Annotated in this window: 15 protein-coding genes and 2 pseudogenes; 13 read left to right on the top strand and 4 right to left on the bottom strand. The window is 57.8% G+C overall.

The features are described 5' to 3' along the window. The 9 genes and pseudogenes from nodD2 to IF803_RS36305 form a co-directional block, all read left to right on the top strand. On the top strand, window positions 1–739 hold a 739-nt coding region (gene nodD2, locus IF803_RS36345), incomplete at its 5' end, for a transcriptional regulator NodD2 (RefSeq protein WP_461195523.1). A gap of 923 nt (window positions 740–1662) precedes the next feature. Beyond that, the gene (locus IF803_RS36340) at window positions 1663–2376 is read left to right on the top strand and encodes a MerR family transcriptional regulator (protein ID WP_026192373.1); all 714 of its coding nucleotides are present in this window, start codon (window positions 1663–1665) and stop codon (window positions 2374–2376) included. A gap of 240 nt (window positions 2377–2616) precedes the next feature. Further along, window positions 2617–3729: a branched-chain amino acid ABC transporter substrate-binding protein gene (locus IF803_RS36335; RefSeq protein WP_018270189.1), complete on the top strand. Its 1113-nt coding sequence runs from the start codon at window positions 2617–2619 to the stop codon at window positions 3727–3729. A 679-nt stretch (window positions 3730–4408) separates the two neighbouring features. Next, window positions 4409–4618, top strand: a complete 210-nt coding sequence (locus IF803_RS36330) for a hypothetical protein (protein ID WP_225164195.1) — start codon at window positions 4409–4411, stop codon at window positions 4616–4618. Between the two features lie 60 nt (window positions 4619–4678). Next, window positions 4679–4936 (top strand): annotated as a pseudogene (locus tag IF803_RS36325) (transposase); the annotation flags it as partial. 169 nt (window positions 4937–5105) lie between these two features. After that, a complete protein-coding gene (locus IF803_RS36320) occupies window positions 5106–6131 on the top strand; it encodes an LLM class flavin-dependent oxidoreductase (RefSeq protein WP_026192371.1) in 1026 nt (341 codons plus the stop codon). Window positions 6132–7076: 945 nt separating this feature from the next. Continuing rightward, window positions 7077–7451: a hypothetical protein gene (locus tag IF803_RS36315; protein WP_016840019.1), complete on the top strand. Its 375-nt coding sequence runs from the start codon at window positions 7077–7079 to the stop codon at window positions 7449–7451. A gap of 1048 nt (window positions 7452–8499) precedes the next feature. After that, entirely contained in the window at window positions 8500–8772 is a 273-nt protein-coding gene (locus IF803_RS36310) for a hypothetical protein (RefSeq protein WP_075968984.1), read from the top strand. A 618-nt stretch (window positions 8773–9390) separates the two neighbouring features. After that, window positions 9391–10113: an outer membrane protein gene (locus IF803_RS36305; protein WP_016840021.1), complete on the top strand. Its 723-nt coding sequence runs from the start codon at window positions 9391–9393 to the stop codon at window positions 10111–10113. Window positions 10114–10384: 271 nt separating this feature from the next. On the opposite strand, the gene IF803_RS36300 is transcribed toward IF803_RS36305, so the two are convergent. Continuing rightward, the gene (locus tag IF803_RS36300; protein ID WP_016840022.1) at window positions 10385–11110 is read right to left on the bottom strand and encodes a LuxR family transcriptional regulator; all 726 of its coding nucleotides are present in this window, start codon (window positions 11108–11110) and stop codon (window positions 10385–10387) included. Window positions 11111–11687: 577 nt separating this feature from the next. Continuing rightward, window positions 11688–11873 (bottom strand): hypothetical protein, encoded by a 186-nt coding sequence (locus IF803_RS36295; RefSeq protein WP_016840023.1) that lies wholly within the window; start codon window positions 11871–11873, stop codon window positions 11688–11690. 823 nt (window positions 11874–12696) lie between these two features. Here IF803_RS36295 and IF803_RS36290 point away from each other — a divergent pair. Together IF803_RS36290 and hemN are read left to right on the top strand one after the other, a co-directional pair. Continuing rightward, complete coding sequence (locus IF803_RS36290) at window positions 12697–13413, top strand: sulfite exporter TauE/SafE family protein (RefSeq protein ID WP_016840024.1); 717 nt, start codon at window positions 12697–12699, stop codon at window positions 13411–13413. Between the two features lie 808 nt (window positions 13414–14221). Next, the gene (gene hemN, locus IF803_RS36285) at window positions 14222–15556 is read left to right on the top strand and encodes an oxygen-independent coproporphyrinogen III oxidase (protein ID WP_026192370.1); all 1335 of its coding nucleotides are present in this window, start codon (window positions 14222–14224) and stop codon (window positions 15554–15556) included. Window positions 15557–15650: 94 nt separating this feature from the next. On the opposite strand, the pseudogene IF803_RS36280 reads toward hemN, so the two are convergent. Then, window positions 15651–16987 (bottom strand): annotated as a pseudogene (locus IF803_RS36280) (IS5 family transposase). A 66-nt stretch (window positions 16988–17053) separates the two neighbouring features. Between IF803_RS36280 and IF803_RS36275 the strand changes: the two are divergent. Beyond that, window positions 17054–17242: a hypothetical protein gene (locus tag IF803_RS36275; RefSeq protein WP_018270183.1), complete on the top strand. Its 189-nt coding sequence runs from the start codon at window positions 17054–17056 to the stop codon at window positions 17240–17242. A gap of 101 nt (window positions 17243–17343) precedes the next feature. Here the strand turns inward: IF803_RS36275 and IF803_RS36270 are convergent, their stop codons facing one another. Continuing rightward, complete coding sequence (locus tag IF803_RS36270; protein ID WP_233475513.1) at window positions 17344–17865, bottom strand: hypothetical protein; 522 nt, start codon at window positions 17863–17865, stop codon at window positions 17344–17346. Between the two features lie 1429 nt (window positions 17866–19294). Here IF803_RS36270 and IF803_RS36265 point away from each other — a divergent pair. Further along, the gene (locus IF803_RS36265) at window positions 19295–20662 is read left to right on the top strand and encodes a carbohydrate porin (protein WP_253592506.1); all 1368 of its coding nucleotides are present in this window, start codon (window positions 19295–19297) and stop codon (window positions 20660–20662) included. Window positions 20663–20773 lie beyond the last annotated feature (111 nt).

Genomic DNA, 20773 nt, shown 5'->3' with positions numbered 1-20773 from the left:
AGTTCGTCGGCAGCGTCAGATGTGTATAAGAGACAGGTTCAGGATCGGCCTTTGCGATTTTATAACGATCGTATTCTTCCGACATGTCGCCGAGCGTGTCGCGCGCGAAGCTCCTGCCGTCAGCTTCGAACTGGTAGCGCTCGCCGATGAGCACGATGAACTTCTCCGGCGCGGCGAGCTTGATTTCATTATCCTCCCGGAACCATTCATGTCCAGCGCGCACCCGCGGATAGCCCTGTTCGAGGAAAGGCTCGTGTGTGTAGGCTGCGGCACGAACGGCGAGCTACGGCGACGGCTTACATTTGATCGATACATGACGATGGGCCATGTTGCGGTTAAGCTCGGAGTTGCGCGCATGCCTCCCATCGAGGAGTCGTTTCTACTTGATCGCGGCCTGAACCGACGCATCGACATCCTCGTGCACAGCTACGGCATGATCCCGCCCATGCTGATGGGCACGAGCCGGATAGGAACCATGCCTTTAAGGCTCGTTAAGCATTTCGAAACAACGATGCCCCTTCGGATCGCCGAGCTTCCGCGGCCGTTCCCAACATTTACCGAAGCGGTCCAATGGCCTGTCCTTCAGAACAGCGATCCGGAAAGCATCTGGATGCGAGAGATATTGTTGCAGGAGGCGGCTCGCATGACCTCTACGAGTGATGATTGCTCCATGAGCTACGCTTCGGAGCAAGCGGACACTGAAGGACGCCTGACGAGCGTTGCCTCGCGACTATCGTGACTCCTCTCAAGGACGTGCACGCCTCCTATATCCCGCTGCATGTCTCTACAGCCACACTTTAGACTTCTCCTGCTCTAACTCACGTCCAGCGTCTTCGCTGCCGACGGCTATCATGACGTTGCCGCGGGATTTGCAAATTGGCATGCCGCCCGACGTCAGGTGGCAGTTCAAGTCACCTATTGAGTTGTTTCAGAGGGGCCACACGTCAGAAGCGCCGCACCAAGCGCTCGATACATCGCGCGGGCCAGGCCCCGCCCTTGAGCGCGGCCTCACGTAGCGGCATGAGCAAGATCAACTCGGGGCTCGCGCCATCCGCGCTCAGAACCAGTCGTGCTCCGAATGCGCGGAGTCGATTCCTCCGCCGAGCCGCACATGACGCGCGGCCAGCCCGCCGAGCGATTGTACAGATGACGGGAATCGCTCGTGCTATTTTGCAAGACACCGCGCGCCTGTGTTGCCTTGTCGCATCACCTTAAGGCGCCATGCATCTTCCTCGCTCCGCGCCGCTGATCTGACTTCTTTTGGCCCTATCGCGGCCAAACGTCTTGACGACGTGCGCCGCCTTGGCGCAATGACAAACAAGGAGCCGACCGTTGGAACAGTACAGCGGCGTATTCGATCCGGAAGAACTATCTGTCTTAGGAAGCCTGTTTGATGGCGCAATCAATGCGTTACCGCCGTCGATGCGAACGCCTGAAAATCGGACCGCAGTCGCCAAACATCTTGGATAGTACAGAGAGCGGCGCGTCCAGGCTGGCATGCCTGATGAACTTGTTGATCATCATTTCACCTAAGGGTTGATCGCCAACCATTCTGAGGATAGTCACCATCTCTTACGCTGGAATGGAAGACGATCCAGCTAGAGCTTTGAAATAGCTTGAATCATACGTGACGTCAGGTTGTAGGCTTTGAAATTGAACAACATGAGCAAAGCTACACCACGAAGGCGTCGATGGCGCATTGGCGAACTTGCAGAGGCGACCGGAGTGACGGTACGCACGCTGCATCATTATGAACATACCGGGCTCTTGGCCGCATCGGAGCGCACAGACGGCGGTCACCGGATGTACGATCGTGAAAGCGTCCAACGAGTTCATCAGATTCGCGCGTTACGTGAGCTTGGCTTCTCCCTTCACGAGATACGTAAGGCAATGGAGGGCACTACCTCACTCATTGACCTGCTGCGCAAACATTTGGAGCGGATCGAACTTCAAGTCGCTCGAGCGACCCTGTTGCGAGATCGTTTACGCGACATGACGACAGGCAGTGAGATCCAGGTAAGTGTAGATGAGCTGCCTGCAACCTTGGATGCGATGTCTAAGGTCCAGACGCGTAGTCAGACGTCCCGATGTACGTGCAAATTGGCTATAGAGCGCGAGGAGCGGTGGAGGCGAATCCGCGACGAACTGCGTGATTGCATGGATCGGGGCGAACACCCTTGCGGTGAGCGAGCGAAAGCTGTGGCGGTTGCAGCGCGGCTGCTGATCAGCGAAATCGCCGGAGCCGATTCGCGCGTTTCAACGATCCTGAAGGTCCTTGCGCGGTTGAGTGCCCCTCGCAGTCTGGCCGGTTGGGATCCTACTCTTATGCAGTATCTCGACCTCGCCCTTGCGGGGCTGGAGGATCAGCCGTACTGACGGCCTGGGCGCAGGGATGCGCAGGATCTCGCTGATCATTCCGCCGAGACCACGGTTTATTAGTTTCTCACAAAGGGACTTGAACCGCACGTAACGTCAAATTGTAGGCTCTATCATGGTCGCGGCGTAGCCAAGCTGACGCGCACGACTTCGCTTGGCAGAAGCGACCACATCAGGCTTGGAAGCAAATCGAGCCGCCGGCGCTGGCGGTTCACTTCAGGTGAGCATTGGAGCCCTACAATGTTGGGTCGGCGTTACGTTTTAGCTGCCAGTGCAGCACTGCTCTTCTGCGCCGTCGGCTCGACTACGCGCGCCTCCGACGTCAATATTGCCGTAGCTGGTCCTATGAGCGGAAGCAGCGCGGCGTTTGGCGCACAAATGCGCAATGGAGCGGCGGCCGCCGTCGAGGCTTTGAACGCGTCGGGCATACTTCCCGATACCAAGCTGATATTGACCGTCGTCGATGACGCTTGCGACCCCAAGCAAGCCGTCGCAGTTGCGAATAAACTCACAACCGAGCGCGTCCGGCTAGTCGTTGGTCACTTTTGTTCTTCTTCGTCGATTCCGGCCTCTGACGTCTACGATGAAGCAGGCATCATTCAAATGTCACCTGGCTCGACAAGTCCTCAACTGACAGAACGTGGCCTTAAGACGGTGTTTCGGATTTGCGGCCGTGACGACCAACAGGGTCTCGTTGCAGCTGAGTACATTCACGCAAATCACCATAACGAGACGATCGCAGTGCTCGACGACAAGAGCACGGCGGGTAAGGGCATTGCCGACGTGGTTGCGGCACAGCTGCAGAAATCCGGCGAGCACGTCATTCGAAAAAGCTACATAGCCGGTGAAAAGGATTACGCAGCACTGGTCTCAAGAATGAAGAAGGACGGCGTGCGGGTCGCCTATATCGGCGGCTATCATACCGAAATTGGACTGATCGTACGCCAGGCGTCAGAAGCAGGTGCCGGCCTCATCGTCATGGCAAACGATCCACTGATGACCTCTGAATTCTGGGCCATTACCAGCAGTGCAGGAAATGGCACATTGTTCACCTTCATGGCCGACCCCGTCAAGAATGCCAAAGCGGCCGGCATCGTGGCCAGACTCAGCGCTGCCAATCTGTCTGCCGAAGGATACACGCTTTACGCCTATGCAGCAGTCCAAGCATGGGCAGAGGCGGTAAAGCGGGCCAGCTCTTTCGATGCTCGACGAGTGGCCAGCGCACTTCGTTCGTGGCCGATCGATACCGTGATAGGCCCAATACTGTTTGATTTTAAAGGAGACAACGCGGCTCCTGGATTTCTCGTTTACCGCTGGCGTGACGGGCATGTTGAAGCCGTCAAGCAGAACTGATCGGGGACGACGAGCAACCTCCCACAATTCAGCCAGTGATACAGAGAATGAAACGCCCTCACGACCTTGGTGCGGCCCTACTGGCGTGCACTCTTATACTCGCGGTTTTCGGAGCATTTTTGGCGTTCGCTGCAGCGCTGGCAGAGCTGCCTGACGTCGATCCACTGGGGGATGAGTTGCGTCCGATGATAAACAAGTAGTGCTTGTGCAAACCCTCAGTATCGCACGACCACCTTGGCAGGCATGTCTTGATCAGACCGATGGTCGCTCTTTTTGGTTCACCGGCTCCTCCTCAAGTAGGCCTCTATGCCGTCTGCAACGGCTCGGCGACATCACGAAGTGCCGGTGGTTTCTTCCCACAACGTAGCCATGGAACTCAATTTGCATCAGCAATTTGCGTCATCGAGCCGGCATACCGACAGATGCACATGCGCGCTGCACTCTATGAGCAGGCGCGCCCCGTGCGAGGTCCTGCGAACAGCACACGGCAAGACGGCCAATTGGCGTTCCGACCGAACAGCTCTCCTCGTGACTTGCGTTGCCATCAATGGGCCCCCATTCCCGCTGTCCGCCGCCTTACTGGAAGGCTCGTTACCGTCCTGGCACGGCAATGCCGACATGCGAGGAAAAGCTCCACCTTGGAGCGAACCGCCGTCAGGCCGGCCGCCGCGACATGCCAATGGGCTGGCTACACACGAGCCAGAACATTCTCGACATCAATGTGATCGGCCATGCCATCGGCGTGCGCATCTTTGGGCGCCGTTATGCCTTCGCGAACAACCTTCGGCCTGTCGGGCCTGAAAGGCAGGAAGTTGCAGCCGACTTCGCTGAACTTGACCCTTCTGGAGTACCCTCCGACCCAAGCGTCGTGCTGGCGCGCGGCAGCTGACCTCCTATTGGCAATTTGCTCTGGCCGGAGTGCAAGTCCTCCCCCAAGAAGGGCGGACAGATGAAGCGACCGAGATTCACGGAAGAGCACATTATCGCGATATTGAGGGAGCATGAGGCCGGCGCGAAAGCGGCCGATCTAGCTCGTAGGCACAGGATCTCTGAGGCGGCAATCTACAATTGGAAAGCCAAGTTTGGCGGCATGGACGTTCCTGCGGCCAAGCGATTGAGGGCCCTGGAAGAGGAGAACGTGAAGCTAAAGATGCTTCTGGTGGAGCACATGCTCGGTGTGACGGCCCTTCGCGAGCTCCTGTCAAAGTAGTGATCAGACCGCCATTTGCAGATTCTCATGACCCAATCGCATCGTGCAAGCTCGGTGCCTGCACCCAACGAGAGAAGTCAAAAGCGGTCAAATAGCGAACGAGCCGTCTTTGAGACAGACGACATCAGGCAACCGGGACTTCTGTTCCACAAACGGAGATGATCAAGTGAAAAACAGCCCTCCTCCAAGACTAACGTGCGGCATTTTCGACCATTTGGACGACGACGGTCGCGATGTCGCGCGACAATACGAAGATCGCCTCAAGTTGGCGGAAGTGTGTGATTCTCTGGGATTTTACGCTTATCACCTAGCCGAGCATCACTGCACACCACATGGCAGAGGGCCGTCGCCGAATCTGTTTTTATCGAGCGTCGCGCAGCGTACCCAGAGACTGCGCGTTGGTCCGCTGGTCCTGTTGCTCAACCTCTATCATCCTTTGCGCGCGTTCGAAGAGATCTGCATGCTTGACCAATTGAGCGGCGGCAGGCTCGAGCTCGGTATCGGACGTGGCTCCCTGCCGACCGAATGGGGCTATTTCGGCGTCAGCGCGGACGCGGCGCCAGAGCGTTATGAGGAAGCCAGCGAAATCCTAAATGCCGCGCTTAAGGGGCATACGCTATCCTATCACGGACGATTTTTTGAGCTGAGCGAGATACCTTTGACCATGAAGCCTCATCAGCATCCATGTCCGCCGACCTGGATCACGAGCAGCCGGACCGAGTCGGCGGAATGGGCCGCTGAAAATGGCGCCAATCTGGCGTGCCAAGGCCGCTCCTCAGCTGTCCGAAACATTACGAATGCGTTCCGCTCGCATCGGGCGGGCATGACGGACGCGGACGATCGGGAGCCGTTTCTTGGTCTGCTCCGCATGGTCGTGATTGCGCAGTCTGACCGAGACGCCCATGCAGCAGCGGAAACCGCTTATCAGCGATGGCTCGAGAGCTTTAGATTCGTATACGAGCTGAACGCCATTCCGACACCACCTACCCTGCCGCTGACCTTCGATGCAGCGCTCGAGAACGAATTGTGCGTCGTCGGAACACCAGCTTCCGCCCGACAGCTCCTTCTTAACCAGATGGAGGAAGCGGGCGCCAACTACCTACTTTGCCAGCTTGCATTCGGGAACCTCCCGCTGGAAACTTCTCTATACACCGCAACCACAATCAGATCCGAGATCATCGCCAGACAATGACTATCCGATTTTGGCACCTCAGAGAGGCAGCGCGTCGCGACCTCCATCTATGATTGGATGTCCCGAAGTCGCTTATCTAGGACCTCCTGCCTTATTCAGCAGGAGGTCCAAAGACCGATGAGGACTGACTCGCCCCGATGACCATCGTGCAGGCCTCTCGGCCGACGTCGTCGGCGGTGACGTGAACTGATTTGGAGAGCGGCGGCATGTCAAGCCAACGTTGTTCATATGCTGCTGGCCTCATGCGTCTTCCAGAGCGGATCCCCCGATCGCGCGCGCTATCCGCGAGCTGGATGCATCCCATCAAAACTTTCGATTTTACCGTTCTTAACCAAATACCCCATAGTCAATCGCCGATTTTCGGAAAGCAGCCCTTCACGAACCACGTGTGACAATGAACCCAGTTTGCTTTGAGCGTCGTCGCCGGGCATCTCCAGCCGCGCGTGCCTGCATCACCAATGAGACTACCCCATCCTGCAAATCGCGGCACGTGCTGCGCACCCATAGTCGGATGGCGCATCGCAACGTCCCACGCGCCATCTACCGCGTAGTCGCCGACCTAATTGTCGTCATGCTAAAGGCGTTCCAGGAGATTGGCTCTCACGCACTCTTATCGGCTGGGGTCCATGCGTGCGCCGGCTAGGCCTCTGACAAGCGAACTGGGCCCTCGGCCAAGGCGAACCGGACCCCCACATCATCGTGGTCGGCGATTCTCACTCGCTCACACCCTCAGCGCTACTCGGCGCTGGCCGCCTTCACCTGCTTTCTGCAAACTTGCACCGCGGTCATCTCATTCTATGCGCTGTTCGCGACTGACTGCGCGTGTGCACAGCCTTCTGCAGCGGCAATTCGTTCTCGTCACGCGCCTGCAGCCCCGCGAACGCGACAAACGACGCACCTCTTTACTTAGCCTAGGCCTGCTCTTAATTACTCTGGAGAAACACCGTGGAACTCGATCCTTCCAATTCGCGTATACAGGACCTGAAGCACCGCATCGACCTGCAACTGGGCATCGTTGCCGCCCTCATCGGTGAAGAAGGCAACGAACTCGAAGCGGTCCGGCTGCTTAACGCACTCACAAACGAAATGATAAATGCGGAGCTTGCGCTCGGTCAGCTCGGCGATGCGAGGACCAACGGCTACACTAGCGACGGGCAAACAGCGCGAATGTCGGCGGACCGCGGCATCTATCATCCAGAAGACCTTCAGGCCTTGGGCCGGCTTTTCGATCAAACAGTGGCAGCTTTACCTGAGGCTCTGCGTACGCCTGCCAACCGAATTAAGATCGCCAAACTGATTCTGTCGCGTGCAGCGGAGTGACGTTCGATTCGGTGTACTCCGGCCGTTGAGGACGCGATGAAACGCCATTCATAGCTGGGCTTACGCCGCGCTGCGGTTTTGCGCGCCCAGCACCGCAGCAAGGCTCAAGATTCAATGGGCTTATGTCTCGCGAGCGAGCCGCTTCCGTTGCCCTGTCATATTGCAACCTCCGGCATCACAGCGGGGTTTGAAAGGACGCCATCGCGCCGGGGAGGTCATCATCGACTCTCATCTCAGCTGGACTTTCTTGTATCAAGTACATCGTATCTATAATGACTTATATTCCGCAGCTAAGCGAATGAATGCGAAGCAACGTATGTGGCGACGCAGAGGCATGGTTGTCTCGTTCGGTACGTTTTCCTCAATGGTTCGGCGCTTGTGTTGCGGCAGCACCTCTTACATCCCGCAACGCACTACATTCCACGGCTCCTTGCAGGACAACACCAACCAGATCATCGCAATTACCCCGCATCTCGTCACCGCCTTCTCTACTGCACTCCCACTTGACGCAAAACGTCACACCACGCGGCCATGCGAACGGGTCAAACAACAGAAAGACGGGCGCGCCGTCGATCATGTTAGAACGCCGACAAACACTGTCCAGACTGCGTCACGCGCTTAGGCGGTGAATCGTACAAAACGGTCAATACTGGGGTTCAAACGCTTCGTATTTCGAGGTTACGAATGTGGTGAAAGGTCAGCTCGTCCGCTAGCACCGTCGCGCCGACCCAATCTGGCCCGCTCTTCTAGTTTCTTGGATTAGCCACCACCACCGACCGCAAGCAATTTGGGCAATTCGGCATGAAAGCGCGCGATAACGCACGCCCGCCTTCGAGTGATACAGAATCATTGAACTGAATTTGATACTACGACGTTCGGTCATCCGCGCTTCAATAAGCGTCTGTATAAATCTGATCGTAGCGTCGACAGTGGCTCGATGCGTGAGCGCGCCTACGGACCCGATCTCTTGCTTGCTTGATAGGCCACCGGCACTCGATGCTTCGACAACGCGACCTCTTCGTATTCAAGATATCGATTGGAGTTTGAGATGGATCAGATCTCATCCGAGCAGATGCAGGCGCCCGAAATTCTCGTGAGCGCCGCGTTTGACAAGGCGTGGCGCTTTGTCGAGAAGGATCCGCTGCTGGCACATAATCACAAGACAGTACTTCATAGCCGATTGCGAGCTTCCCTGGAATCTTCGATAAGGAACGGCGAACGGAATACCTTGCATCTGGCGAACGAGGCGATACGAAAATTACGCGCAGAATTGACAGCCTCGACCAAGGCAGCAAGATTACTCACACTTCCGCGGCAATAACGATCAGCTATGTCACTGCTCTCCGCAATCTTAAGTCGCAGATTAGCATTCTCGATACATGGTTGTCGCATTATTTTTCCACCACTATTTTGCCCGAACCGCTTCTGAACTAATGCAGCGGGTACAAAGCGCCAAGCGCTGGGCAAGTCAGCTAAGGGTCAGAGTAAGCGACGACGAGGCAGGATAAGCTCGTTACCCCTTAACGTGACACTGTGCATACGAAGATTCTACTCATGCCCTAAACTCGGGACGCGCTTGGACAACTTCAGCGTAATGCCTCGTTAGGCGCTGCCGCATCCGCAAGCGCGAAGCAAATTAGCTACTAGAAGCAGGCAAGCCGCATCGACCTTTTTGGCTCCTCCGCGGGCGCACAGAGACCGTTGAGAAGCGTGCAAGAGTTACTATCGGCGGTATTGACCTTCGCTCATGGTGCGTGCCTATCGGCTAAGAGCATCTTGGTCGGGCTGTGCATGGCGATGAATGCGCGCCCAACAATCTGACGCAGCGTTCGATTCGACCCGTTTCTTGCAAAACAATGTTGTGCTGCAGTTACAGCAATTCGCGGCGATGTTGTTAAGACGCACAGCGCCGGGGGGCATCGAAAGGAACAACACTCGAATGAAGAATTTGCTGATTCTGACTGCATGCATCGGCGCACTCGGTGCGGCCGCTCCCGCATTTGGCGCGGACTTCGCCGGGCAGCCCCTCAACGTCAAAGCGCCTCCGCTGCCGGTTGCCCCCCCAGTTACCGACTGGACCGGCTACTATATCGGTATCAATGGGGGCTGGGGATCGAGCCATAATTGCTGGGATTTCAATGGCGTCACTCCCGAGGGCTGCCATAATTCGGCTGGAGCCACCGTCGGTGGTCAGATTGGCTATCGTTGGCAGATCTTCAATACAGTCTATGGCATCGAAGGTCAGGGCAACTGGGCCGATTTCAACGGCTCCAATGTCAGCACCGCCTTCCCGGCAGACGTCATTGGCACCAAGACGGATGCGTTCGGCTTGCTCACCGGTCACATCGGTTACGCGTTCAATGCCGTTCTGTTGTACGCTAAGGGCGGTGCTGCGGTGACCAGCAACACCTATCACATCAATTCAGTGACTACCGGAGCCGGGATTTCCAGGAACGACGATGTGCGTTGGGGTGGTGCGCTGGGCGCAGGGGTCGAAGTCAGCCTCACGCCGAGTTGGTCGGCTGGCGTTGAGTATGACCATTTGTTCATGCAGGGCAGCAGCGTGCTCTTCCCAACATCCGGCGGCGATCGCGTCCACCAGGACGTCGATCTCATCTCGGCACGGCTCAATTACAAGTTCAGCCCGGCGTTTGGCAGATAGTGATATCCACGCCAGCGGCGTCGAATCGAGATCCCCGACCGTCGGTCGGGGTTCTTTCTTCAAGTTCCTTTGACCAACAAGCACCCCCTGCCGGCCTTTTCCAAACACCAGTCGTCCCAGCTGGCTCATAGGCTGGATAAAACGCATCGCCGTGCTCCAACACTCGTTGAGGAGCTCCGATCCGACGCGACGAGGGGTTGCAATCGCTTGCCTCAACGGAAGCGCGAGCAACAATTAACCGTTGGCGCCAGCTCCAATTCGAGTGAGCAATTCAAAAAACATTGAGGCGAATCGCAATAGCGACTGCCTGGATCCGGGTGGTCGCACCCAACTTTCGCATCGCGTTTTTGATATGAAAATTGACGGTATTCAAGCTGATTTCCAAGATCACCCCAATTTCCCATGACGATTTTCCCTCCGCCACCCACCGCATGCAAGTGATCTCCCGCTGCGACAGGGTCACTTTCTTCTCTCCGCCATTATTGCAAGGACGTGCGATCTCGCCATGGGCGGTATGAAAGAGCGAAGCCAATGCGTTGAGATGGCCGATGCGGTCCTGAGGATCAACATCGTCGGATGGAGATGCAAACGACACCACCGATACACGGCCCAGCGGCCCAAACAACGGCACGCTCATACCATGCTTCAAGCCGGCCTCCCTGGCCTCGTCCAGTACGCGTCTCTCGTCTGGCTGAAGTTCATAGTGGTTCGCGAGTTGATCCCACAAAAACGGCCGCAACAGCATCGGCGTCCGCCGAACCACCGGATCGATGGTGTGATACTTGTGTTTGAAGTATCGCTCGCACCAATCTGGTGGCCACTTCACGGCCACGGTTGGGGGTGGATATTCCGCCAGGCGAAGTGGCTCAACGAAGTTGAGGGCGCCATAAGCAACCTCACCGAACCCCTCTTCGGTGGCGCAGTTTACGAGGAGCTCGAACAGCGCTCTGAGCGAATGCGTCTGTTTTGCGCATTCAGTGAAGCTAAAACGATCCATGATCGGCGGCTGAGGACGCCGATCATGGTCGGTGTCGCTGCGTTCGATTGCGCTTGTTTCAGGCGGAGCCAAGTTGGATTCCACGGCCTGAACCTCCCGGGTTTGCTCTACGAGAAGTCTGGAGCGCCCGCATGCTGCCAGACGCCATTTCCGAATTCGGGGCTCTGCCGGCCACTGCGGCGGCGTGATCGTCTTCGTCAAACAACCGAGGCGCCGCTGCTATCCTGTGTCTTAAGCCGAACAACGCGACGCAACCGTAGCGCCGATGCCCATCCAATGTGATCTAACCGGCTCCCCTGTGACGCGCTGGTAATCTAGGAATCGCCGCTGGGCCGGCCACCTTGATTGGTCCGCGCTCTCGATCTCTGACGCACATGCGGAGCGCGCGGATTTGAGGAAATCCGACTGTCCTAACGGTTCAGCCGGCGATACGAACCAAACAGCACGACCGGTTGCGGCGTCAGCATAGGTCAGATTGGCTCGTGCGAAACCCAGGTCCGGTGCGAATGAAGCTTCGCTGCATGTCAAGGTCGAGCACGAGCAGACTATAGGCACTGAGCTTCCCGAACGAGGTGAGCTAGGGTACGCCGACCCGCTGGCGGGCGCCGGCTCCCCACTGCGTGGTGTCACCGTCGATGCTCTGCTTGCCGGCGAAGGTGATAGTGGCGTCATTTTTCCTCCCCCTCTTGCGAATTCGCATCGCCAGCCCTTGGCCGATCCTGGGCCCCTCCGCGGCGTCGAGGACGCGATCGATAAGCAACATGCAGCAGAAACCCCAAGAGGTAACGACCTAGCATTAATGCGTGGTCTCTGAGGGGCGTGCAGGTCCGGCGCGAATAAATCGAAGGGGCGAATAGAAGTGGCGCCAACGATGCAACGAGAGACACGCGATGTCGCGAGAGCTCCTTGACGCAGAGGACACGTTGCATGTGCATCTCCAGAAGGGAGAGGACTTGGGATCGGACCAGCAAGTGTCATACCAGTTTTTGTGTTTGCACAATCATTCGTGGAAGCAAGGGCTTGGCAAACGGGCGGTTCCAGTACATGGCGTATTGAAGCAATCGTGACATCGGAAGGAAACGCGACAGCACCATTTGCGCGAGCCGCGGCACCAATTGATCCAGATCAAAAAAAGAATGCCGTTTTCGCGACGGCAGCCCCTCCAACGCGTCGATATCCCAAGCGCAGCGAACTTCTGGCCTGAAAGCACGGAGGCTGGCCGATCAGAGATCGACGACAAACACGGGTCCGATCACCGGCAACCGACCTTGCATGTGTAACGGCTCGGAATGCCCGTGGACGTCAGGCGAGGTCGGGAGTACTGCCTACCCGACATGCGTTGTCCATCCACCTGCAAGAGTCTTGGGCAGTCCAGTCAACTACCCAACTTGACAATTGATGGAGACGATCGACACATGGCAATCGTCATGCAATTTGGGTTGAGGATCGGTCCGGCAGCGCATTCTGACTAAACTCGGAATTCAAAGCAACAACCCCGCGGGAAAGACAATTGCACCTCGCCTCGGGAGGGCATCCTTGATGCGGTTCGCAACCAAGGCGAAGCGCGTCGCCAAAACCGGTGAAGTATGTTTTCTCTGGTCCTGGCGATCATCTCACTGCTCTATACGACCGTTGGCCAGGCGGGTGGTACTGCATTTCTGGCGCTAATGGCTTTTGCTGCTCTGCCATCGACAGAGATGCGCCCGACGGCGCTTGGTCTCAACATTGTTGTCGCGACTTACGCTACATGGGTCTTCAACCGCAACAAAGTCGTCGACTGGATAATGCTGCGTCCGCTTCTGCTCTCATCGATGCCGGCGGCGTTTGCCGGTGGCCTTATGGTGCTCGGAGAAGACATTTATAAGACGCTGACCGGGGTCGTCATTCTACTGGCAGGAGCCGTGATGATCGTGCGGCGTGGAGGCGCCGCCGATCGCATTTGCGAAAATCCGATCTGGGGAACGGTGGGCATTGGAGCGGCGATTGGCCTGGTTTCCGGCCTGACCGGCGTCGGCGGCGGGGTGTTCCTCGCCCCGACGCTCATCGCCCTGAATTGGGCGTCGCCGAAGCAGAGCGCCGCGCTGTCGCCCCCATTTATTCTGGCTAATTCCACAATCGGCTTCGTTGGAGCTCTTCTCGCTGGTCAATTTCCGTCTTCGTATTTCTGGCTTTACGCAGTCGCCGCGCTGGGGGGTGCCGTCGCAGGCACGATGATCGGCCTGAAATGGATGAGCCAGACAACTGCCAGGTTCATTCTCGTGGCGGTTCTATTCGTTGCCGGTATCCAATTGGTTTGCGCATGATCGCGCAGCTGAAGCGCGACCAATGAAGACCTGAACTGGATAATCTTACGAAGATTGATAACTGTAAAAGCAAGCGCAAAAGCAAGCGACATAAAGCGCTAGGCGGACAGAAACGCATCGTCAGATAGCGATCGCGTGAGAAGTTGGTCGGACTCGGATCCGGGATTAGCAAAACCTGACACTTGGTTGTGAATTGGTGAGCTGCCTGTATTGGCGATGGGACGTCGCCGAGCCAAGGCGCCCCGACGCACTTTGCCGGGGTTGGAAGTGCGCCGGGTCCGCCCCAACATCATCAGTACATCCGTGACGATGCTTGCGGCAATGAGACAAGCAGCGTGGCGGAAATGAGGCCTGTCCATTTTTTTGGGCGTGGCGTCTAAAATGCTTTCTGCGTGGCTCCAAGAGCCTTGAATCTCACGTAGCGTCAGGTTGTATGATCTCGCGCTTGTCGCGCCTCATCTAATGAGCAACTTCTTATCCATGGTATCTCCAACGGACACGTCCTGCTCATGGCATCTATCCGAGAGCTGCCGCCTATAGCGAAGGAAGGTGAGCGATGAGAAGCCGCTCCACCCGGACCTGCGCGGGATGTCGCTTGCCTCGCGGTGATGGGTCGAGATGGTGGATCACATCCACGCTCGCAGCGCAGCCTTCGGCCCTGGATACCTCTCGCCACGTCAGTCCCTAGGCCGTGATATCGAGAACGGAATTCCGATTTCGACTTAGTTCGGACCAGTTGACATAACTCAAAGACACAGGAGGGCGCATCGGCCAGCTTCGCGGCTGTATAAGCATGGGAAGCCAAGCCTTGCAGACCGCACTCCTGAACAAATATTGCGATGCTCGCCTGCCTTGGTACACCATCTACCCAACTGTACCGGATTTCTCCACGACAATCGGCGCCAGGACCTGTCAGACTTGGTTGAACCGGCTGCCGCCCGACGAACCCGTATCGCTCTATATCCACGTTCCGTTCTGCCGGTCGATCTGCTGGTACTGCGGGTTTCCTACAAGCCTCACGCGCAGCGAACGGCCGATTCGCAATTACTTGACGTCGCTGCGGGAAGAGATTCGTTTGGTTGCGGAGCGACTGCCGCGCGCCTTGCCCGTCAACGACGTGCATTTCGGCGGCGGAACGCCAACCAGCATTGCGGCGGTCGATTTCCTAGCTCTGATGGAGCTATTACGCCGCTATTTTGCCTTCAGCACGTCCGCTAGCGTCGCCATCGAGATCGACCCGCGCGCGCTCACGACCGAGATGGCGCAAAGCTTAGGGGCAGCCGGGGTCAGCCGCGCGAGCATTGGTGTGCAAAGCTTCGACACCAAGGTTCAAAGGGCGGTCAACCGCATTCAGAGCGAAACGCAGACGGCTTCTGCTGTCGAAAGTCTTCGCCAGCAGGGAATAAGCCGCATCAACTTTGACCTGCTTTTTGGACTGCCGCACCAGACGGTGCAGTCCTGTGTGAACTCGGCAAGGACGGCCGCGGCCATGCGACCCGACCGGCTTGCGGTCTTCGGTTATGCCCATGTGCCCTCCTATATGAAACGTCAGCGCCAGATCGATGAGACGGCACTGCCGGACAATGTTGCCCGCGTCGAGCAAGCTGCGGCCATGGCGAACACGCTGGTGTCTGCCGGCTACCGCCAAATCGGGCTCGACCATTTCGCCTTGCCGGACGACGAACTCACGCTGGCACAAGAAGCTGGACGGCTACGCCGCAACTCGCTGGGTTATTCGGCAGATACCTGCAAGACCGTGATCGGCCTTGGTCCGTCAGCCATCGGCCGTCTCGGTGACGGGTACGTCCAGAACGCGGCCGAAACCGCTACTTATAGCCGGCATATCAGAGCTGGCCGTCTGGCAACATCGAAGGGCTGCTGTCTCACTGAGGAAGATCGGCTGCGGGCTGCGATTATCGAGCGCCTGATGTGCGATCTGGAGGCCGACGTGCCGGCACTCTGTGCTGCCCATGGAGTTGATCCGATTGGGTTTCTCGATTCAGCCGACCGCTTGGAAATGCTCTCCGAGGACGGCATAGTGGAGATCCAGGACGGCTTCATCCGCGTCAAGCACGAGCACCGTTTTGTCGTGCGCGCTGTCGCTGCGGCATTCGACGCTCATCTCGACCGCACACCCTACTAAGCCACGGATCCGAGCACGGTTTCGATGCATCAACGCTGCTTGCGGACGAATGATCGAAACAAGTCCGCCGTGAAGAACGCCGACGAGCGCTGATTTAAGCGATGTTTTGAGCCGGGACAGTTTCGGCGAAGGCCCGGATGATGGCCCGCAAGAGTTCTGCGAGCCATCGCAGGAGCAGGCCGAAGTTGTAGCCGGCCGCTGCGAGGACGGCGTTGATACGGTCGCCGACGCGGCCTTTGAGATAGTTGCGGTCCATGCGGTGCTCGGCCTTGACGTGACCGATGACGGGCTCGACAGCCGCACGACGCTTCATCTCGCGCCGGATGGAAGCCGTGACGCGGCGAACCTGACCTGAGATCCAGACCCTGAGCCGGTGCGGGTGGTTGTGGCCGCGGTACCCTTTGTCGACATGGATGCGGCGAGCCTCCACGCCGGTGAACTTCTCCATGTCGGCGACCACGGGGCCGAGCGTGTGGCCGTCGAAGGGATTGCCGTGCAGCGCCTTGGCATGGAGCACGAACTGTCCACCCTTCGGGGACGTCACGGGGGTGGCGATACTGACCTTGCAGCCGAACTCGTAAGGCGCGCGGGCTTTGCCCTTGCCGATGCACTCGACCTCCGGCGCATGCAACGCATAGACCTTGGGGCCGCGCTGATGCTGATCCTGGCTGCGCACCCGCTGCGCCAGATCGAGCAGCGGGCCGAAGCGCGCTTCCAGCGCCGCATCGCCATCAATCTTGCGGCGGATATCGCGGATGATCCGGCCAAGCCGCGTCCGCAGGAACCTGAGTTGGCGCCGGGCGCGCTTGAACTGATGCGCGTGGGTATAGCGGCCGACCATGATGGCGGCGCGCTTCGCCAGGCGCAGATAGCTCTGGCGCAGCGGCACACGGTTGCGCTTGGCAAGCCCGACGAGCTTGGTGATGGCCCGATGCATCAGCCGCGCGTCGGTCGGATGCGCAACGGCCTTGGGCTGCACCGTGGTACCGACCACCACCCGCTCCAGATCCTGGGGACCGATGGCGCCAGTCTTGTGTGCCACCGACAGACTTTCCTGGATCAGCGCGACGAGCTGCTCCTCGCCGAGCCGCTGGCGCCAGCGCGTCATCGACGATCGATCGAACGGCAGCCGGTGGCAGAAGCTCAACTCGCCGCAGAAGTATTGATAATAGGGGTTCTCGATCCAGCGGCCGCACAGCACCTCATCCGAGAGATTGTGCATGTGCTTCAGGATGAACAGGCCGGCGACAAGCCGCGTCGGCAGGCCAGGCTGCCCTGGGCCGGTTTGGCACACCGAACCAAAGCGGTCATCCAGAAACTTCCAGTCGATCAGCGCCGGGCCAACCGCACCAGCGGGTGGCCCATGTCGATGATTTGATCGAGCGCCGGAAGCAACAGGTCTTTTTGGCGATCATCTCGCGGTTTGCTCATCGCCGTCCCCAATGCCGATGACCAGCCGTCAGGGAATCACGAATCGCTCGAAAGCAAAATCCAAAAATGCAAGAAACCGCGGCCCAACACCCCGCTTTCCTGCAAATCGAATACTTTATCGAGACAACTTCTGCCTATCTCTCAGGCCGATCTGCATTCTTCACGGACGACAAACAAGCGGCCGGAATGCTGTCGGCTGCCTTGATTCGGATCACCTCGGCGAGCGTGACCTTGGTGACGACGTTGCGTTCGTAGGCTTCGGCTATCTATCGCAACAAGCCACTTTGCGAAACGTACGGCTGACCTCAGTGAGTGCGGCTAAAGGCCTCGGCCACGCCTGTAACAGCCTTAACATATCAAGGCCTGCCCCTCTTCTGTCCTGTGATCACTGGCGCACCTCCGACGGAAACGGGGCCTTGTGGGTTGGACCGCTCTACGCGCTTCTCGGCGCGCTTCTTGGTCGGGCTCGAAGCAGCTTGTGGGGGCGACGAAGAAATGGCGGAGGGAGCAGAAGTGACAGCTGCTGGATTCTGCAAGGAATCAATCCGCGAAGCCAGCACCGTGATCTGATCTAAGATCCCCTTGAGGTCCTTCCGCTGCGCATCGATGTACCGGTTAAGCTCTGCGATATCCTCGCTCACCTTCTCCTGCGCCCAACGTATCTCGGTTAGGGATATTCTGTCCTGCGCCGACAGGCCCACCGCCGCATCTGCGTGCCCGGCTGCCGACGTCTCGACAAACCCCGCGAGGCTGCCGCCAAAATGGGCTGCTGCCGCACACAAGCCGACGAGGACGAGAAACACCAAACCGCAGCGAATTCGCCCTGACGAGCCGTATAAGAGCGGCCGCAAGTCTGAGGCGGCCGCCTGGTCAACCATCTCCATCGTTCCTTGCCCGACTTCCCCGTTTCGATAGACTTCTTGGTTGACGCGAGAGCTCGCGATGCTCACGCATCCCAGCGAGCCGCGGCCGCCCCAAAAACATTCTTCAACTCGCCGACCATTTGCTCCCTTGGCTCCAATGAAGCGGCCCGTCTTGACCAAGGCAAAGCGAACACCCTACGGGGAACTCCTGCATTATAGGGCTGGCGGTAGCACTAGTTCTCATCTTCCTCGGCCATGGTGCAGCATTTTCGCATCATTCAGGATAACGTTGCAGATTCTGCACCCTGCCGACGCCTGATGCGAGCCGGCCGCTATTTCCTTCAAAGTCGGACTCTCGGTTTCCGTGCTGCCGAGGCTGGCAACTTCGCGGCCAGGCGCTACGAAAAAGGCGCCACAGCTGGCGCTCGAGCCACCATGCCATTGGAGCGGCAAGTGTTGAGCATGGCCAACTACCAATCCTGGCAGGTTGATCGAGACGACGGACGCATGGCAAGCGTGGCCCACGAACGTTACGGGATCATAGCTAGGCACTCGAAATGCACCGCAGATTTGTCCGTGCCAATGCAGCGGACGGAATTAGCAACTTCTCGCCCACAGCCCTTAAAGCAGCTCGAAACCTGCTTCCCCCGCTGTTCTGGGCCACCATCGTGGACGTTGTGACGCGATCGCTGCGCGAACAAATTCCAAGGCTCTGTGGAAATCGCGGTCGTCGACGATCGCTTCGTCCTTGGCGGACCACGATACCAGGACAGCTTCACGAAGCCACGGCTCCGCTTTGGCAGGCATTGCATCCCCGTGGCTGCCACTTCGTCGAGAAAGGCACTTCGAGCAAGATGCTCGGCACGGCCGCAATCCTCTACCTCATAGTGGAGCAAGGTCGAGGTTCGAAATGTCTTGGCGGCTTGGACAGCTGCGGCTCCGCGCGCTCGCGGCCAACGGTTCTCGCTCAGCCAGCAAGCGTTGCTCACTCTCGGCAAATCCGGCCTGACGCACACGCAAGGTGCAGACCAGATCATGCTCGCGCTTACGGGTGACCAAGTCGCCAGGTCTAGTGAATCTCGCTGGGATAGACGTCCTGCCCATGAGGCGTCGTCCTCTTGTCCCCAGACGCCACGGCTCGGGAGGTCCGTTCTGGACTAGAGAGGCCGACTTTCAATCCATTCATGGCTCGCAAAACAAGGATGCGAAGTAGACTGTGCGTGATTGCTTTGTTGCGGCGACGACGCCTCGGACATCTTCGGCTATCGCAGCATTTGCCTGCAGTTTGCGATCAAGCGAGCCGCAACGGCGACTTGCCGTTGCGCTTTCGCTCGCGGCTTGTTTGGTCGGCGCCCCCGTTTCGGCACAAACTGCCGACGAGCCTGTCCCCAGGAGCAACGCTGCGGACCAAGCCACCAAGAGAAGAACGTTAACGCCCCCGGATATGGCTACAAAGCTCCGGATCGGCGTGGTCAATCAGCCGATTCGACTTCATGCCTCGGCGTCGGCGTCAGCCCCCAACCTACCTCTCATAAAGCCCGGCAGCGCCGGTCGGGTTGCTCAGACGCAAACGCGAAAGACGATCGCCCCCTTCGCACGCTTTGATGCTTTCCGAGAAAAAGGGATTTGGCTCAACATACCCGGCCCTGCTGATACAATTGATCAGGACAAGCATGGCGTTAGATCCGTACTGGCAGACGTCGGCATTGGCTATATCGGCTGGACGCACAACACCTTTGCAAACAACCAGCTGCCGAATGCGACCAGAAGCAGCATCGCCAACCAACTCTATATGGGGCAGAATCCGACGTTTGCTACGACGAACTTCGTGATCGTCACTTATGATCTCAGCCGGTTTGGTATTCCCGATGGACAGATTGTCGTTGGAGCCGAGCAGCAATACTGGACATGGAAACGACCGGGACCGGATCGAGTAGGATTGAATACATTCGCCTACTATCAAACGTTCTTCGACAGAAAATTCGAACTCAAGCTTGGCTATCTCAGAAATGCGAATGAGTTCACCGGCACATTATTCGGAGGAATTTCAGGATCAAACATGTTTGCCCTTTTCCAAGCAGGGATGAGCACCAACGCCGCGCCAACGCCCGCCGCCAACCTGAAGTACAATTTTGATGATCACTTGTACAACAAAGTTTCCGTGCAGCGGTCAATCAGTCCAGATGGTCCCTATGCGCAGATAACCGAAAATCCTTCGGGTTTAAACTGGAGCACAGCCAATGCCGGCATTCTGTTCATTGATGAACTTGGCTACAAGAGCAAGGCCGCTCCTGGCGTTCCCGACACGTGGCTGCGGGCCGGCATTGCTTTGAACAGCAGCCGCTACAGGAATTTGGCAGATCCGGATCAACAAAGGGAGAGCGGGAATAACTTTTATTACATAGCTGCTGACAGGCAGCTCTGGCAGAGTGACGTTGAGGGGACGCCATCTCGCGGCATCTATGGCGGATTCTCCATCATGGGAGCTTCACCTGACCTAAACAGGATCGGCCAGTATTACGAGCTTCGTCTTTATGCAAAGGGACTGTTTGACAGCCGGCCCAGTGATTTGATTGCTCTGGTTGCCAACAACACGACCTGGAGCAGGTTTGCAGTGGATGCTGCCTTGGCCAAAGGGCAGCTTGCGCATCACGATACCACAGCCATCACGGGGACCTATACCGCGCATCTCGCTCCGGGGATATATGCAAGCCTCGGACTGTCCTACATTCACAACCCGATAAGCGTCATCCACACGCCTCAAACAGAGCACGCCCTCAATCTGTTGGTGTCTACGCTGATATTTTTCTAGATCAGTGAGGATGCCACCAATTCTGCTACCAAACTCTCGGTTCGAAACAATTGCGCGCAAAGTTCTGCCAGCGCGCCGGCGAGACGCTGTGAGAGGAGACGAACCAGGGGG

This window comes from Bradyrhizobium sp. UFLA06-06 (assembly GCF_054820065.1).
This window is presented reverse-complemented; position numbering and strand designations above follow the sequence as displayed.

Coding starts and splice junctions, on each gene's coding strand:
- IF803_RS36340 (WP_026192373.1), top strand. CDS start 1,663: ATGAGCAAAGCTACACCACGAAGGCGTCGATGGCGCATTGGCGAACTT.
- IF803_RS36335 (WP_018270189.1), top strand. CDS start 2,617: ATGTTGGGTCGGCGTTACGTTTTAGCTGCCAGTGCAGCACTGCTCTTC.
- IF803_RS36330 (WP_225164195.1), top strand. CDS start 4,409: ATGGGCTGGCTACACACGAGCCAGAACATTCTCGACATCAATGTGATC.
- IF803_RS36310 (WP_075968984.1), top strand. CDS start 8,500: ATGGATCAGATCTCATCCGAGCAGATGCAGGCGCCCGAAATTCTCGTG.
- IF803_RS36305 (WP_016840021.1), top strand. CDS start 9,391: ATGAAGAATTTGCTGATTCTGACTGCATGCATCGGCGCACTCGGTGCG.
- IF803_RS36300 (WP_016840022.1), bottom strand. CDS start 11,110: ATGGATCGTTTTAGCTTCACTGAATGCGCAAAACAGACGCATTCGCTC.
- IF803_RS36295 (WP_016840023.1), bottom strand. CDS start 11,873: ATGTTGCTTATCGATCGCGTCCTCGACGCCGCGGAGGGGCCCAGGATC.
- IF803_RS36290 (WP_016840024.1), top strand. CDS start 12,697: ATGTTTTCTCTGGTCCTGGCGATCATCTCACTGCTCTATACGACCGTT.
- IF803_RS36275 (WP_018270183.1), top strand. CDS start 17,054: ATGCAAGAAACCGCGGCCCAACACCCCGCTTTCCTGCAAATCGAATAC.
- IF803_RS36270 (WP_233475513.1), bottom strand. CDS start 17,865: ATGGTTGACCAGGCGGCCGCCTCAGACTTGCGGCCGCTCTTATACGGC.
- IF803_RS36265 (WP_253592506.1), top strand. CDS start 19,295: ATGGCTACAAAGCTCCGGATCGGCGTGGTCAATCAGCCGATTCGACTT.